Source organism: Nocardia sp. CA-128927, assembly GCF_050955855.1.
Lineage (GTDB): Bacteria > Actinomycetota > Actinomycetes > Mycobacteriales > Mycobacteriaceae > Nocardia.
Genome location: NZ_CP192087.1, coordinates 7,672,247 through 7,687,073 on the forward strand (window position 1 = coordinate 7,672,247; position 14,827 = coordinate 7,687,073).

18 protein-coding genes are annotated in these 14,827 nt (G+C 67.6%); 6 read left to right on the forward strand and 12 right to left on the reverse strand.

Features of this window, described 5'->3' with window-relative positions; genetic code table 11:
* Nucleotides 1-139 precede the first annotated feature (139 nt).
* From ACQPW1_RS35390 to dapB, 7 genes are all read right to left on the reverse strand, one after another.
* Nucleotides 140-1,339, reverse strand: coding sequence for a winged helix-turn-helix domain-containing protein (locus ACQPW1_RS35390; RefSeq protein WP_433656583.1), 1,200 nt, complete (start codon nt 1,337-1,339; stop codon nt 140-142).
* A 242-nt stretch (nt 1,340-1,581) separates the two neighbouring features.
* On the reverse strand, nt 1,582-2,601 hold the full coding sequence (locus ACQPW1_RS35395) for a hypothetical protein (protein WP_433656585.1): 1,020 nt from the start codon (nt 2,599-2,601) through the stop codon (nt 1,582-1,584).
* Nucleotides 2,594-3,787: an ATP-binding protein gene (locus ACQPW1_RS35400; RefSeq protein WP_433656587.1), complete on the reverse strand. Its 1,194-nt coding sequence runs from the start codon at nt 3,785-3,787 to the stop codon at nt 2,594-2,596. Before ACQPW1_RS35400 ends, ACQPW1_RS35395 begins: the two co-directional genes overlap by 8 nt.
* A gap of 89 nt (nt 3,788-3,876) precedes the next feature.
* The gene (locus ACQPW1_RS35405) at nt 3,877-4,563 is read right to left on the reverse strand and encodes a response regulator transcription factor (protein ID WP_150405770.1); all 687 of its coding nucleotides are present in this window, start codon (nt 4,561-4,563) and stop codon (nt 3,877-3,879) included.
* Nucleotides 4,564-4,728: 165 nt separating this feature from the next.
* On the reverse strand, nt 4,729-5,184 hold the full coding sequence (locus ACQPW1_RS35410) for a flavodoxin family protein (RefSeq protein WP_433656588.1): 456 nt from the start codon (nt 5,182-5,184) through the stop codon (nt 4,729-4,731).
* A gap of 309 nt (nt 5,185-5,493) precedes the next feature.
* Nucleotides 5,494-5,991 (reverse strand): hypothetical protein, encoded by a 498-nt coding sequence (locus ACQPW1_RS35415; protein WP_433656590.1) that lies wholly within the window; start codon nt 5,989-5,991, stop codon nt 5,494-5,496.
* Nucleotides 5,992-6,183: 192 nt separating this feature from the next.
* A complete protein-coding gene (gene dapB, locus ACQPW1_RS35420; protein ID WP_433656592.1) occupies nt 6,184-6,930 on the reverse strand; it encodes a 4-hydroxy-tetrahydrodipicolinate reductase in 747 nt (248 codons plus the stop codon).
* Between the two features lie 134 nt (nt 6,931-7,064).
* On the opposite strand from dapB, the gene ACQPW1_RS35425 reads away from it, so the two are divergent.
* Genes ACQPW1_RS35425 through ACQPW1_RS35435 form a run of 3 tightly spaced genes read left to right on the forward strand, consistent with a single transcriptional unit; the run spans nt 7,065 to nt 7,887 of the window.
* Nucleotides 7,065-7,238, forward strand: a complete 174-nt coding sequence (locus tag ACQPW1_RS35425) for a hypothetical protein (RefSeq protein WP_433656594.1) — start codon at nt 7,065-7,067, stop codon at nt 7,236-7,238.
* Nucleotides 7,239-7,679 (forward strand): alpha/beta fold hydrolase, encoded by a 441-nt coding sequence (locus tag ACQPW1_RS35430; RefSeq protein WP_433656596.1) that lies wholly within the window; start codon nt 7,239-7,241, stop codon nt 7,677-7,679.
* A 4-nt stretch (nt 7,680-7,683) separates the two neighbouring features.
* The gene (locus ACQPW1_RS35435; protein WP_433656598.1) at nt 7,684-7,887 is read left to right on the forward strand and encodes an alpha/beta fold hydrolase; all 204 of its coding nucleotides are present in this window, start codon (nt 7,684-7,686) and stop codon (nt 7,885-7,887) included.
* Here ACQPW1_RS35435 and ACQPW1_RS35440 read toward each other — a convergent pair whose 3' ends face one another.
* From ACQPW1_RS35440 to ACQPW1_RS35450, 3 genes are read right to left on the reverse strand one after another with little or no spacing between them, the layout of a single operon-like run.
* Nucleotides 7,888-8,331: a type II toxin-antitoxin system VapC family toxin gene (locus ACQPW1_RS35440; RefSeq protein ID WP_433656600.1), complete on the reverse strand. Its 444-nt coding sequence runs from the start codon at nt 8,329-8,331 to the stop codon at nt 7,888-7,890.
* The gene (locus ACQPW1_RS35445) at nt 8,331-8,633 is read right to left on the reverse strand and encodes a type II toxin-antitoxin system Phd/YefM family antitoxin (protein WP_433656602.1); all 303 of its coding nucleotides are present in this window, start codon (nt 8,631-8,633) and stop codon (nt 8,331-8,333) included. The genes ACQPW1_RS35440 and ACQPW1_RS35445 overlap by 1 nt, the downstream gene beginning before the upstream one ends.
* Nucleotides 8,634-8,661: 28 nt before the next feature.
* A complete protein-coding gene (locus ACQPW1_RS35450; RefSeq protein WP_433656603.1) occupies nt 8,662-9,084 on the reverse strand; it encodes a MarR family winged helix-turn-helix transcriptional regulator in 423 nt (140 codons plus the stop codon).
* A gap of 92 nt (nt 9,085-9,176) precedes the next feature.
* Between ACQPW1_RS35450 and ACQPW1_RS35455 the strand changes: the two genes are divergently transcribed.
* The gene (locus ACQPW1_RS35455) at nt 9,177-9,617 is read left to right on the forward strand and encodes a MarR family winged helix-turn-helix transcriptional regulator (protein WP_433656605.1); all 441 of its coding nucleotides are present in this window, start codon (nt 9,177-9,179) and stop codon (nt 9,615-9,617) included.
* 464 nt (nt 9,618-10,081) lie between these two features.
* On the opposite strand, the gene ACQPW1_RS35460 is transcribed toward ACQPW1_RS35455, so the two are convergent.
* Together ACQPW1_RS35460 and ACQPW1_RS35465 are read right to left on the reverse strand one after the other, a co-directional pair.
* Nucleotides 10,082-11,194 (reverse strand): alcohol dehydrogenase catalytic domain-containing protein, encoded by a 1,113-nt coding sequence (locus tag ACQPW1_RS35460; RefSeq protein ID WP_433656607.1) that lies wholly within the window; start codon nt 11,192-11,194, stop codon nt 10,082-10,084.
* A 299-nt stretch (nt 11,195-11,493) separates the two neighbouring features.
* A complete protein-coding gene (locus ACQPW1_RS35465) occupies nt 11,494-12,819 on the reverse strand; it encodes a DUF418 domain-containing protein (RefSeq protein WP_433656609.1) in 1,326 nt (441 codons plus the stop codon).
* Between the two features lie 181 nt (nt 12,820-13,000).
* On the opposite strand from ACQPW1_RS35465, the gene ACQPW1_RS35470 reads away from it, so the two are divergent.
* Nucleotides 13,001-13,669, forward strand: a complete 669-nt coding sequence (locus tag ACQPW1_RS35470) for a response regulator (RefSeq protein ID WP_433656611.1) — start codon at nt 13,001-13,003, stop codon at nt 13,667-13,669.
* The gene (locus ACQPW1_RS35475; RefSeq protein WP_433656613.1) at nt 13,666-14,745 is read left to right on the forward strand and encodes a sensor histidine kinase; all 1,080 of its coding nucleotides are present in this window, start codon (nt 13,666-13,668) and stop codon (nt 14,743-14,745) included. Before ACQPW1_RS35470 ends, ACQPW1_RS35475 begins: the two co-directional genes overlap by 4 nt.
* Nucleotides 14,746-14,827: the final 82 nt, after the last annotated feature.

Consider the following 14,827-nt stretch of genomic DNA (forward strand, 5'->3'; position numbering starts at 1 on the left):
GGCTGAGGCCCCTGGCTCTGCTGTCCAGGGGTTCGGCCCTCGTTCCTCGCACACCTGACTAGTTCCTCGCATACCTGTCAGGTGGTTGCGCGGTGTGAAGAAGCAAGCGGCGTGCGAAGTTCCGGGCCTGCCGTGACGGCTACAACAGCGGGGCGAGGTTGCCGCGCGGGCCGATTACTACCTTGTCGAGCTCCAGCCAGTCGGCAATGTCGCGGAGAGCCTCGGTGAGGGCGTGGGCGGTGGCGAGGGTGTCGTGGCCGGGTTCGGCGAAGGCGGCGGGGACGGATAGTCGTCCCGCCGCGCGTTCGGCGCGGAGATCGACGCGGCCGACCAGTTCGCCGTTGAGTAGGAACGGGAAGACGTAATAGCCGTGTACCCGTTTGGGTTCCGGGGTGTAGATCTCGATGCGGTAGTGGAAGTCGAAGAGGCGTTCGGTGCGGGCGCGGAAGAAGATCAGCGGGTCGAACGGGCACAGCAGGGCGGCGCCTTCGATGCGGCGCGGGATGGCGGTGCCCTCGCGCAGGTAGGCGGGTTTGTCCCAGCCTTCGACCTCGACCGGGAGCAGTTCGCCCGCGTCGACGAGGTCGGCAATGGCGGGTTCGGTTTGGCTGCGGTGCAGTCGGTAGTAATCGCGTAGGTCGGTTTCGGTGCCGATGCCGTGTGCGGTGGCCGCGCGGAGCACCAGTTCACGGACCGCGTCCTCCTCGGAGACGGTGCGCGCCAAGATATCCGGCGGGATCACGCGTTCGACGAGGTCGTAGTGCCGGGCGAAGCTGACCCGCTTGTCGACCGACAGCGCGCCGGAGGCGAACAGCTGCTCGCAGATCATCTTGGTATCGCTGAGGTTCCACCAGGAACCCTTGGCGCGCGGCTTGTCCAGCTCCAGATGCCGCTCCACCTCACCGGCGGTGCACGCGCCGACCTCGGTGATCACATCCAGAATGTCTTTGCCCAGTGTGGGATTGCGCTCCACCACCTTGCGCACGGCCGACCACCGGCCGTTCTCGAACTGCGCCATCCGCCACCGCATCAACGGCCAATCCTCGACCGGGATCAGCGCGGCCTCGTGCGCCCAGTACTCCACCAACCGCCGCGGCCGCCGCGCATTATGGCTCCACGCCGCCTCCTCGAGCAGCGCCCGATCGTAGGCCCCGATCCGACTGAACACCGGCGCATAGTGCGCCCGCACCACCGCCGACACCGAATCCAACTGCAACAGTTGCGTTTTCTCGACCACCCCGAGCACCGACCGCCGCGTAGCCCGCACCGGCTTCCGCGCCGCAAACCCCTGCGCCGCCAGCGCCACCCGCCGCGCCACCCCCACACCAATCTTCCGCATACCCCGAACAATGCCACGCGGGTCCGACAACCTTCAGCGCCAACGGGACATGAGGGCGGCGCCACTCGACGTTCGCCGTCGTCATGTCCCGTTCGGTGCGGAGGCATCCGGTTTGGTCGCCCACCGGGACATAGCGGTGCGGCTACTCGATGTTCAACACCGGCGTCCCATTGGCGAGCCAGGCGTGCGTTCGGCTTCGCACCGGTCGGTAGCGGCGAGGGCTAACTCCGCTCAGCTCGGTCCTAGGTGGAGACTTTGATGCTGCCCGCGGCATCTATCTCGGTGCGGCGGTCTTGGTGGGGGGCGTTGGCGAGCACCGTGGCGAGGATGCGGCGGCCCATCGGGAGGACTCGGACGGTGACCGAGCCGGCGTTGGCGGCGTCCAATTCCTTTGTCGCGGCCTCTATTACCTGTTGGCGGACCCAGCGGGGGACGCCGGCGAAGCCGCCGTCGTCGAGTAGGACCACCTCGACGCCGCGGGAGCGGGCGCCGCGGGCGGCGCTGCTGAGTTCGTCGGTGACGAGTTGGGGGGCGCGCAGGCCGTCGCGCAGTTCGGCTTCCAGTAGTCGGCACTGTTCGCGTTCGGTGGCGGTGAGTTCCACGCCGTCGGCGATGCGTTCCAGGATGGGCCTGGCCACCTTGTCGAGGCGGGCCAGCTGGCGGTCGCGTTCGCCGTTCTCCGCGGCCATGGTGGCCTCGGCGGCGGCGCGCATGGTCGATTCCTCGCGCAGCAGCCGCAACGAACGCTGGGTGGGTCGCATGATGACCGCGAAGAGCGAGACGCCGGCCACCGTGGAGATCGGCACGATCGATCCGGCGATCACCCCGCCGCGCATCCCGTTCACCACGCCGACGGTCGCGATCACGACCGCGACACCACCGACGCCGAGCCACGCCGCGCCCAACCGACCGCGCAGCACGAGCACCGCGAGCACATAGGACGACGCGAACGCGGTCCACACCTGCCTGGACCAGCCGTACTCGACATCGAATGAGGTGAGTGCGGTCGCTATCGGTCCGGAGGCGGCCACGAAGATGGTCGCGGGCAATGGCAGCGGATCGACGGGGATCACCAGTACCAGCACCCCGGCCGCGGCCAGCAGCACCAGCGCGGCCACCGCCGCGATCAGCGGTGAGTCGCCGAAGTTGCGCACCATGTAGAGCATGATGGTCGCCTGCAGGATGAGCAGGAACAGCCCGGCCGCCGGATCTCGCAGTCCGAGCAGATCGCGCAGCCCGAATTCGGTATCCGTGTCAGCCATCACTGCCCCACACCAACGTCACCGTGGTGCCCTCGCCCGGTTGTGATTCCACGAAGCCCGCGCCGCCGGCCAGCTGACGCATCCGGCCGAGAATGCTCACCGAGATGCCGAGACGATCGGCGGGCACCTGGCCCATGTCGAAACCCGCACCGTCGTCACGGAATACGACCCGGATGCCGCCCGCGCTGATGGTCACCGTGACGGTGCGTTGCACCTCGCGGCCCGGCACGGTGGCGTGTCGCAAGCTGTTGCGCACCGCCTCGGTGAGCGCGGCGGCGATGGTGCCCGCGGCGTCCACCGGTAGGCGGAGGTCGTCGAATCCGGACCAGCGTCGGGCGGTGAAGCGGATCCCGGGGTTGACCTCGTGCACGGCCGAGCGCAGGAAGCCGGTGGCCGACTGTGCGTCCAGTCGATTCGGTTCCACATCGCCGACGCGGCATTCGTCCAGCTGTTCGAGGGTCCGCTCGGCTTGCCTGCGCAGCACGGGCGAATCGGTGCCCGCCCTGGACGCGTCGAGCAAGGTGGACAGCACCGCGTCGTGGATCAGCGCGGCGAATCGGGCGCGTTCGCGATCGCGAGCCGCAGCACCGGCCACGGCCGCCGCGCGCCTGCTCTCGATCGCTGACTCGCGGTCCACGCGATCCGCGGCCGCCTTGGCGTAGATGGCGCACCACAGGAACAGCGCACACAGTCCGGCCGCGCGAACGAAGTCACCGGCCCACACCACGGGCGTCGAGTCCGGCAGTACGAAAGCATTGGCGAACGCCGACAGCGCCGCACCGATCACGAGGTAAACGACCGCGAACATCGGACGCCACGCCAGCACGGCCGCGAGCACACCAAGCGCGAGCACGCGATACAGCCACACCGAGGAGGCCTCGGGCGCCGGATCGGGATAGGCGAACGGGATCACGGCCATCGCCGCGAGAAAGCTCACCGCCGCCGCGCCGGAAACCAACTGAATGAGCTGCCTGCTCGACGCGATCGACACCGCGGCCAGTACCGGGAACAACCCGAAGGCCAAGACCACCGTGAGGATCGTCCAGCCGCCCGCGATCAGTCGGCTCTGGTCCGCGATCTCCGGCAGTTCCACCACCGCGACGATCACCCCGGCGATGCCGATCGCCAACCCGAAGCGACGCAGAATTCGATCGGACGCGCCCTCGTACCCACTCTGTTTGGACACCGGAGCTGCCCCCCTGCGCCAACGGCTCGGTGTAATGCGATCGAGCGACACAGGTGGAGTAGTAGGAGTGTCCAGCATGCTGGACGCGATCATCCGCGTGGATGCCGCTCGGGCACCGGAAGCCATCCGTCCTCCACTGCCCGCTTGTACAGGTCGGTCTTGGTCGGCGCCGGGCGTCCCGCGTCGGCGTACTTCTGCCGGATACGACCGAGGTAGTCGTTGACGGTCTGTTCGGACAGACCGGTCAATCGCGCTACCCGGGAAGCCTTCTCGCCGGACGCGTACAGCGTGAGTACCTCTTCTTGACGCGGGCTGAGACCCACGTCGGAGAGCTGCGGGTCGCCGTCGATGGCGGCGGCCCAGTCGGTGGTCACCACCTGTTCGCCGGAGCCCGCGCGGCGCACGGCCGCGACGACGGTTTGCACGTCCTCGGATTTGCGCACCACGCCGAGCACGCCGGCTCGCGCGGCGGACCGCACGAGGAACGCGTTGTCCGCGCCGGTGAAGATCAGCACCTCGATGCCGCGGTCGCGCAGCGCGCGCACATTGTCCTCGGGCGTCGACCCGTCGGCCAGGCGCAGGTCGAGTACGACCAGATCCAGTTGCGGTAGATCCTGAGCTGCAGCCAATAACTCCGGTACCGTGCCGGCCGTCAACACCAGGTCGAGATCGGGTTCCGGCGCAAGCATGGCGGCCAGTCCGATCGCTACTGATTCGTGGTCTTCGACCACTCCGATCCGGCGCGGTGCGTTATTGCCCCCTTCGGCCAACGTCACCTGAAATCTCCATTCCCGAGCAAACTCGTCACATCCCCACCGCAACAACGTTCTGTCAGTATGCCGGGCCGAAGCACCGAATGGTCAGACACTAGAAATCGGGGCCGTCCCTTTATCGCTACCGGCAGAGATTGTCACTGCCAGCTATTTTGGGGACAAAAACTGTCAGTCGCCCATTAGTTGCGCGGCAATGGTCGCACCGAGCTCCCAGCAGCGCTGGATGTCGTCCTTGGTGGGTGGCCCGGACACGATGACCGGTGCGGCCGCTTGTTGCCAGCCGAGGCCGGTGGTGACCCGTTCCACACCACGTTCGGCGCCTTCGGTGCCCTCGTTGCCGTGCAGGTAGTAACCGAACGGCCGACCCGTGGTCGAGTCCAGACAAGGGTAATAGAACGTGTCGAAGGCGTGCTTCAGGGCACCCGACATGTAGCCGAGGTTGGCCGGGCTGCCGAGCAGATATCCGTTGGCGGACAACACATCCGAGGCGGTGACGGCGAGGGCCGCTCGGCGTACGACATCGACTCCTTCGATCTCCGGGTCGGTCGCGCCGGAGATCACCGCCTCGAACATGGCCTGCATGTGCGGGGACGGCGTGTGATGGATGATCAGCAGCTGCGCCACATGTCGAGCCTAGTGCGCGCCACCGATTCTGCCGCGGCTCGCGGTCGACACAGCCGGTCGAGCGCGTGGTGCGAGCCCTGTTCGAATCACCGTGTCGAGTCGGTGCGCGGATATCGACCGAAGTATGCCGCAACGGCAGTTATGTCCTTGATCGTCGGCGGCCGCGGGTAGCGAAATAGGCTCCGGCGTGACCGAATTCACCGGTCGCCCGGCCTTGACGCCAGGCGGTATCCACAAGATCGTTTCGAATTGCGCAACGGTGGCGGGTCTGTCGGGGATTGTCACCGACCCGCGCAACTGCCCACCCGCCTAGCGTGCTTGGTCTCGTTCGAGTTTTTCCAGTGCGACGGCGCGGCGCATGGTGGCGCGGGCGCGGGTGCGGTCACCGGCGTAGTCGTAGGCACGGGCCAGGCGGTAGGAGACGCGCCAGTTGTCGGGGTCTGCTTCCCATTCGGTTTTGACCTGGGCGAACAGTTCGTCGGCCGCGCCGCGTTCGATCCGGCCGGAGGGGCGGTGCGGTAGGTCGGAGGTGTCGAGTTCGCGGCCCTCCTCGTGCATGCGGCGGGCCAGGCGTTGGTGGGCCAGGGCGGCGAGCACGGTGGCCGCGACGACCCAGACGCCGACGAACGGGAGGATCAGTACGCCGATGCCGATGAGGATGGCGGCGACACCGCCGGTGCCGATGAGGCTGAACGCGATTCGGCCGAGGAGCAGGAAGTAGAAGCCGAGCACGAGTACCAGGACTGCGAGGAAAGCGACGACCTTGACGACGTCCCGGTTCTGCTTTGCCCCGTCCGCGGCGTTCACGCCCGCACCTCAGTGGTGCGGATTGCTCGCTCGCGCAACGTGTTCGCGGTTGGCTCGCTGACGGCCGCGTCTCGGCGCCTTGCTCCGCGCACGGTGTCGATGGTTCGCTCGATCACCACTTCGCCTCGCTCGCGCGCGTCTGACTCGTGCGCTCCGACGCGCTGAATCGCCGGTCCGCTCGTCGGTGCTCGTTCACAGGTCGAGGAAGGGGTCGAGCCCGACGGTGAGTCCGGGGCGGTTGGCGATCTCGCGCACGCCGAGCAGCACGCCGGGGGCGAACGAGGATCGGTCGATGGAGTCGTGCCGGATGGTGAGGGTCTCGCCCTGGGTGCCGAACAGCACCTCCTGGTGGGCGACCAGACCGGCCAGCCGCACCGAGTGCACCCGCACGCCGTCGACGTCGGCACCGCGGGCGCCGTCCAGTTCGGTGCTGGTGGCGTCGGGGCTGCGGCCGACGCCTGCCTGCTCGCGGGCGGCGGCGATCAGGCCTGCGGTGCGGTAGGCGGTGCCGGAGGGGGCGTCGGCCTTGTTCGGGTGGTGCAGTTCGATGACCTCGACCGATTCGAAGAACCGGGCGGCTTGTTCGGCGAATCGCATGGACAGCACCGCGCCGATGGCGAAGTTCGGTGCGATCAGCACGCCGGTTTCGGGGCGGTCGGCCAGCCAGCCGCGCACCTCGTCGAGGCGGGCGGCGTCGAAGCCGGTGGTGCCGACGACCGCGTGGATGCCGTTCTGCACCAGGAACTTCAGGTTGCCCATCACCACGTCGGGGTGGGTGAAGTCGACGACGACCTGCGTGTTCGCCGCGGTGAACGCGTCGAGCGAATCGTCCTTGTCGACGGTGGCGACCAGTTCCAGATCGGCCGCCGCGTCCACTGCCGCACAGATGGCCTGTCCGACTTTGCCCTGCGCTCCGAGCACTCCGACCCGTATGGTCACCGCACCTCCTCATTCCGCTTTCGTCGGTGTCAGCCTATCGACCGTGTTGCTGCGGCGGTCCGCTGACCTCTGTGATTTACATTGCTACATGCGCATGTTTGCGCATCACCGGTATCTCCCCTACCGTCGCGGGCGTGACTTCGATTCGGCAACGGGCAGCGATCTTCCTGCAGCAACACGACCGCAAGAAACTTGCTGCCGGGCAGCATGATTGGCAGTACTACACCGGCGGGACCGGCGATGCGGTGTTGCTGCTGAGCGGTGGTTCGGGGATCGGTATCGGCTGGCTGGATTTGGCGGACGCGTAGGTGCCCCGGTTCCGAACGATCGCTCCCGACTATCCGTCGAGTGTCGGCTCCTGCGCCGAGTTGGTCGACGGCTTTGTCGCGGTGCTCGATGCGGAGGGTATCGATCGGGCGCATGTGATCGGCCAATCGGCGGGTGGCATGTATGCGGAGCTCCTTTCTCGTCGGGTGCCGGATCGCGTCCGGTCGCTTACCTTGTCGAGTACCGGGTTGTACGGGCCGGAGGATGTCGACCGGCTGCGGATGCGGGTCGAGACCACCTTGGCGACGCCGTGGCTGGAGACGCAGGAGGCGATTCGTACCGCGCTGCGGAGTACCTGGCAGGACTCCGATGAGGCCGAGTTCTGGATCGAACAGGTCGTGACGGCTACCGATGCGGCGGGCAGTGTGGGGTGCCGCCAATTCGTATCGTCTTCTTCTCGAGCTCGCCGAGAGTGTCGATGAACTCATGCAGGGCCCCGCCTGGGCCGGGCCGACTCTGCTGTTCCGAGCGGACGACGATCCGCTGATCACCAGCACCCACATCGGGCGTCTGCGTGACCTGCACCCCGGCTGCGATTTCCGCACTTTCGCCGAGGGTGGTCACTCCTTGCTGATCAGTCGGACCGCCGACTACATCGAGGTGGTGACCGAATCCCTCACCCGCGCATAGCTATTCATTCCATGGGCAGAGTAGCTGTACCCCGGTGCCACGGAAGTCCTTGCGGTTGCGCGTGACAACCGCAAGTCCGTGGGCTTCGGCGGTCGCTGCGATGAGCGCGTCTACGGCGTCGACCCGCTCCCCGACGCGTTCCGCTCTGGCACGGATTCGACCCCATGCCTGCGCGACGCCGAAGTCGACAGGCAGTAGTCGTTCGTCGAATCTGTCCGCAACCTGTTCACACAGCCAAGTAGTCAGGCGCGCCTTGCGTCGTCCGTCGGACATTCGGTCGACGCCGCGGCGGATTTCCCCGATCGTGATCACGCTCAGGAACATTCGTTCCTCGTCAGCTTCGTGCAGCCAGTCCATCAGTCCCGGGTCCGGTCGTGGCTTGACCCACTCCGAGACGGCGTTGGTGTCGAGGAGATAATCCGCCGGCTCGACCTCGACCGCCATCACAGGGTCACGTCGCGATGCTGCGGATCCGTCCTGTCACGTGCCACCACTAGGCCCGAGTCACGTAGCGGCGAGTCGGCGAAGAACTCGGCCAGGCTCCCCTGTCGCGCGTTCCGGCGACGCCATTCATCGATGGGTACGACGACGGCAACCTCTCGCCCGTGCTTGCTGATCACTTGCGGTCCCTCCCGTTCCACCTTGTCGATCAACTCGGACAACCTGGCCTTCGCGTCGGCTAAGGGCCATGCGACATCAGGTCGCTCCGACCGCTTTCGTGCCATCCGATCACCCGTTTCGACCATTTTGACTACTCTGGTCAATTCAGATTAGCTAGCGAACCGCCTCGGCGCCAGCCATATTCACGGCCATCTTTTCCAGCACCCGCATGGTCTCGGCGAACTGCTCGTCGGTGATGCCGTCGGTCATCTGCCTGCGGCGCGCGCCGATCCGACGCCATGCCTGATCGTGGGCCGCTCGACCCGCGTCGGTCAGCGAGAGCGTGCCCGACTCGTCGACCACCAGCCCCTTGGCGACAACGGAAGCCAGCTCGGCGTCCCATTCCGCCGAATCGGCCAGGAAGGTGTCGAGCGCGGTGTACAGCGCGCTCGCCTGCTGCGGACCGTCCGACAGCGAGTGCAGGATCTGCCAGTGCCTGCGGCTCAGTTCGCCGGCGGCAAGGTCCTCGTCGAATCGCGCGGTGATCAGTCGATCGAGTTCCACCAGCCAGTAACCGATGTGGCGCCGTACGGCCATGATTTCCTCCAAAGCATGTATCTGAACAACTACATGTACTATTACATGAAACTACGATGGATGGAAGAGCGGACGGCAGGAGGAATCAACCGATGAACGAGCACGACGCGATCACCGAAGCCGTCGAAGCCGCAATGGTCAGGATTCGACGCAGACAGACCCGTGGCGCACTCGCCGGCGACTCCCCGATCCCCACCGCCCTGCACCGAGTCCTCGACGCGGTCGCCGCCACCGAATCCCCCACCGTAAGCACCCTGGCCCCCGCCCTCGGCGTCGATCAGCCGCGCGCCAGTCGCCTTGTCGCCCAAGCTGTTTCGCACGGACTGCTGGAACGAGTCGCCGACCAACACGACGGACGACGCGCCGTACTCCGCCTCACCGACGGCGGACAGCAAGCCATGGCCGCCGCCCGAACCGGCCGCCGCACCGCCATGGCCGCCGCCATGTCCGACTGGACTACCGCCGAACGCACCGAATTCGCCCGCCTACTAGAACGTTTCGTCGATGCCATGGACGCGCCGCACCCCCGCTGACCGCCGCGCACCCGTCCGCTTGCCGCGCACCCGTCCGCTTGCCGCGCACCCGTCGCTCGCCGCGCAGCTGTTCGCTTGCCACGCACAACGGCGAGATCGATAGTCGATGCGATGGTGTCGGCGGCCTCCTCGGAATTGCCGTCACCGGCTCCCCGACCTCGTCACACTCGGCAAATCCGCGCGCACCGGGCAAGTCCGCGCGCGGCACGCGAATCCACGCGCAGCACCTACGGTCGAGCGTGAGTGGCACACCATGGTGCGGGCCTCTCAACGTTTGCCGCAGCCATGTGCCACTCACGGCGGTGACTCGCGTCCGTCGACGACCCACCCTCCACTCACCGTGCGCGCCAGGCGAATCCACGCACACCACGCCAGGCACCTCTGGACAAGCGTGAGTGGCACACCATGGTGCGGGTCTCTCGACGTTTGACACAGCCATGTGCCACTCACGGCGGCGACTCTGGTCAGTCGAAGATGATTACCTGGCGCAAGGCGTGGCCTGCGGCCAGTTCGTCCATGGCGTGGTTGATTTCGTCGAGGCCGATGTGGGCGGAGACCAGGCGTTCGACGGGGAGGCGGCCCTCGCGCCACATGCGGACGTAGGTGGGGATGTCGCGGGAGGGCACGGCTGAGCCCAGGTAGCTGCCGACGATCGAACGGCCTTGTGCGACAAGGGCGAGTGGGGAGATGCTGGCGCGGGCATCGGGGGCGGGTAGGCCGACAGTCACCGTCGTGCCACCGGGGGCCGTTGCGGCAACGGCTGTTTCGAAGGCACGGATGTTGCCTGCTGCCTCTACCACGATCTCCGCCTGCGCGCCCAGCTCGGCCACCTGCGCGGGGGTATAGGCCGCCGTGGCACCCAATTCCTTTGCCAGAGTGAGCTTTTCCGGAACGGTGTCGACGGCGATGACCTCGTGACCATCGGCCGCCAACGACACCGCGACCAGCACCGCCGCCATGCCCACCCCGCCGAGCCCGACCACCATGATCCGGTCCCCCGGCCCCGGCTTGGCCGAATTCAACAGTGCGCCACCGCCGGTCAGCACCGCACAGCCGAGCACCGCCGCCACCTCGGGCGGCACGTCATCGTCGACCGGAACCACCGACCGGCGATCCACCACGGCATGCGTCGCGAAGGCGGACACCCCGAGATGATGGTGCACCTCATTGCCGTCGCGGCTCAGCCGCCGCCCACCGCCGAGCAGTTCGCCCGCGTTGTTGGCGACGCTGCCCGGCACGCACGGCGTCCGGCCGTCGGTCGCGCAGCCCGCGCACTCGCCACAACGCGGCAGGAAGGTCATCACCACGCGCTGCCCGATCGCAAGATCACTCCCGCCGGGCCCGATCACCTCGACCCGACCGGCCGCCTCATGTCCGAGCAGCATCGGCACCGGCCGCACCCGATTCCCGTCCACCACCGACAGGTCCGAATGACACAGCCCCGCCGCCTCGATCCGAACCAGCAGTTCCCCCGCCCCCGGCTCGCCGAGCTCCAGCTCACCCACACTGATCGGCGCCGACTCGGCGAACGGCACGGGCGCCGCGATCCGCTCCAGGACCGCCCCACGAATCTTCATTCCGCCGACGCTACCGTCCCCACTGTCCCAGGCACAGGGGTGTCACCCGGCCCCTACCCGCCAGCACGCACGGATCGACCCGCCACGCATGAAACGGCCAGCGATCTCGTGCGCAGCCCACGAATTCGCACGCAGCAGTGTGCACAACTCGTGCGGCCAACCCACGCACCGGCGCGCGCAACCGACGCGCACGGACCGGTTCGCCGCGCATGAATCAGCTAGCGATCTCGTGCGCAGGCCGAGAATCTGTGCGCGGCGGGCGCGGCCAGATGGGACAGCTCCGACGGCGCTGGGCGCGGCTAGCGGACTCGGTCGGCGACGGTTGTTGCGCGGTGCAGTAACCATTCCAGGGGGCCGCGGCGGAAGAAGTGGGACCAGCAGTAGGCGAACATCATGATGATGGCGCTCAGGCCGAGTAGGACCGGGAGGCTGCCTGCGGGGAGGACGGCGAAGCCGAGGACGGCGATCGCGATTACGTGGAAGACGTAGGCGGTCAATGACATGCTGCCGACGGCGATCAATGGTGTGGCCAGCCGCCGGAACTGCGGGGACCGGTCGCAGGCGGCGAGGCAGGCGATCAGCACCGTGAGCGCGACGCCGGTGTTCGCGATGATCGACAGCGTGGTTTCGCTGTGCGGCATCGCCCCCAGCTGGTAGCGCCAGCCTGCCGGATCCTCGGCCATGTCGGACCACCATGGCGCGTACATGATCCCCGGGCGGGCGGTCACACTCGGCGCGAAATGCAGGGCCAGCGCGGATCCGCCGTAACCGAGCACGGCCAGGCCGATGCCGGTAGCCGCTAGGCGAACGCGAATCACGTTGGCGGCCAAGTCGAGTCGAGCCACCGCCATGCCCGCGAACACGAACGGCAACCAGCTCAGCGCCGGATAGCTGCCCGTGAACAGCAGCCCGACGATCCCATCGCTGATCCCGATCGGATCGCCACGACCACTCACCCAGGCGATCGGATCGAATCGATTCACGGCTTCCGTCCACTCGAAGTCTCTCGTGACCACAAAGACGATCTGCGGCAGCACCAGCGCACTCACCGCCGCGATCACGGCCAACGTGACGGCCCGCAGCCGGGCGAACGGCAGCACCAACAGGAAGTACATCCCGTAGTACGCCAGGATGACCTCGACCTTCGTGCCGGACGCAGTCAACGCGGTCCCGAGCACAAGCAGAATCCCCGCCCGAATCAGCACCTTCACCCGCGCCTGCCGCCCCGCCTGCCCTACCTTCGGCACCCGCCGACCGGTGATCAGCAGAATCGAGAACCCCGCAAGAAACGCGAACAACGCCGACGAACGCCCATGCGTCACCTCCATCACGAACCCGATGACCCCACCCCGCCCCGGCTCCGGCCCCACATGCGCCGCATACATCCCGAGCACCGCAAGCCCCCGAGCAAGATCCACCCCAACCAGCCGGGCCCCGACCCGCACCGCGTCACCCGCAGCACCGGCCCGCGACGGACCAACGCCCTGAACCGGCTCACCCGCCCGCCCGGCAGCACCGGTCCGCTCGGCAGCACCGGCCCTCTCCGTACCGTCGACCCGATCCACCCCACCCACCTGAGTCGGCGGACCGGTGTCGACTGAAGCCGGAAGTCCGTTGTGTGCCATACCTTCAGCGTTGAGAACGCCTGTTCCGGACGGTATCCGGCACGCGTCCGGATCGGCTCCGGCCAGTGGCGGCTGCTACCCCGCCGTTCGGCTGGAGCACCCCCGCCGATCGGCCGTCCGACCGCCTCGCTGGCGGGTCGGCACTCCAGCCGGATCTAGGCTCACGTGCGGAAACGGGAATGTGGTGAAGGAGGTGTGGCGGGTGATTCGGGTGGTGGTGGTCGATGACGAGGCGCTGGTGCGGTCTGGTTTCGAGCTGATTTTGAATGCGGCCGCCGACATCGAGGTGGTTGCTACGGCGACCGGGTCGGAGGCGGTGGCTGCGGTTGCGGCGGTGCGGCCGGATGTCGTGTTGCTCGATATCAGGATGCCTGACGTCGATGGTTTGACCGTGTTGCGGCAGCTGCGCGCCATGCCCGATCCGCCGGTGGTCGCGATGCTGACGACGTTCGACACCGATGACTACATTCTGTCCGCATTGCGTTCCGGCGCAGCAGGTTTCGTACTCAAGGACACCGAGCCCGAGCAGCTCGCGCAGCTCACGAGAACGCTCGCTGCGGGCGGCGTCGTACTGTCGCCGAAGGTCTCGACCGCCCTGTTGCGCAATGCCGAACCGACCACCACCGCGGACATCGATGCCGACGCCGCGCGCGTCGAACGTCTCACCGAACGGGAACGCGCGGTACTCGTTCTTATCGCGGGCGGGCTATCGAACGCCGAGATCGGTCAGCAGATCCACCTGAGCGTCGGCACGATCAAGGACCACGTCAGCGCGATTCTCACCAAACTGCGGGTGACCAGCCGCGTGCAGGCGGCGTTGCTGGCGCAGCGGGCCGGACTCCTGCCGTGAACCGGCTGTCGCCGTGGCTGATCGACCTGTCACTGGTCGCCATCGCCCTGGCCGACATTCTCGTCGACGGCGAGGACACCTCGCGAGTCGAGCTCGTCGCGGCAAGTATCGCGTGCGCCGGTTTGCTGCTGCGCCGCCACTTTCCCCTGCTGACCTTCGTGCTCACGCTCCCGGCGAGCTGGATGCTCGCCAACCTCGCCGCCCCCGCGATCGCGCTCTACACCCTGGCCCAACGCACGAGCAACCGCGCGCTGTTGTGGGGAGCCGTGCTCGCCACCTCGATCGCCGCGTCCGCGCCGTGGCCGCCCGGGCACGCCTTGGACCAGCGCGGCATGTTCGTCTCTTTCGCGTACTCGCTGGCCTGGGCGGGCGCTCCGGTGCTGCTCGGCCAGCTGGTGCGCACCCGCCGCGATCTGTCCGCCCGCTTGGTCGAGATCGAGCAGGCGCGCGACCACGAGCGGCAACTGCACGCCCAGGCCGTGCTGGCCCGCGAACGCGCGCAGATCGGCCGGGAAATGCACGACGTCGTCGCCCATCAGGTCAGTTTGATCGCGGTGCGCGCGGGCGCACTCCAGGTCGCGGCCACCGACCCCGACTCGGTGGAGGCCGCGCGCACCATCCGCAGACTCAGCGTGGACACCCTGGACGAACTCCGCCACATGGTCACGCTGCTGCGCGCCGCGGGCGGTCAGAGCACCGAGCTCACGCCCCAGCCGACGCTCGCCGATCTGCGAAAGCTGCTCGACTCCAGCGGCATTGAGGTCGAGCTGCGTGGCGAACTCCCCGACGAACTCGCCGCGCCCGGCCAACGCACCATCTATCGAACAGTGCAGGAAGCACTCACCAACGTCCGCAAGCACGCGCCCGGCGCGACCGCGACCGTAACGCTGTGGCACGACAGCGACCACTACGGCGTCACCATCACCAACACCGAGTCGAACCGTCCCGCGGTGCCGCTGCCCAGCTCACGGCACGGGCTGATCGGCCTCGCCGAACGGGCCGAATTGCTCGGCGGCACCTTCGAATCCGGCCCGACCGCCGACGGTTATCGCGCCGCGCTGCGCCTGCCGCGCTGACCCGAAACATGGTCTGCGTCACCCGATACTGGCGAAATCCATGGGACGTTTGCTAGCGTCCATGATCGTGACGGTGCTCCCG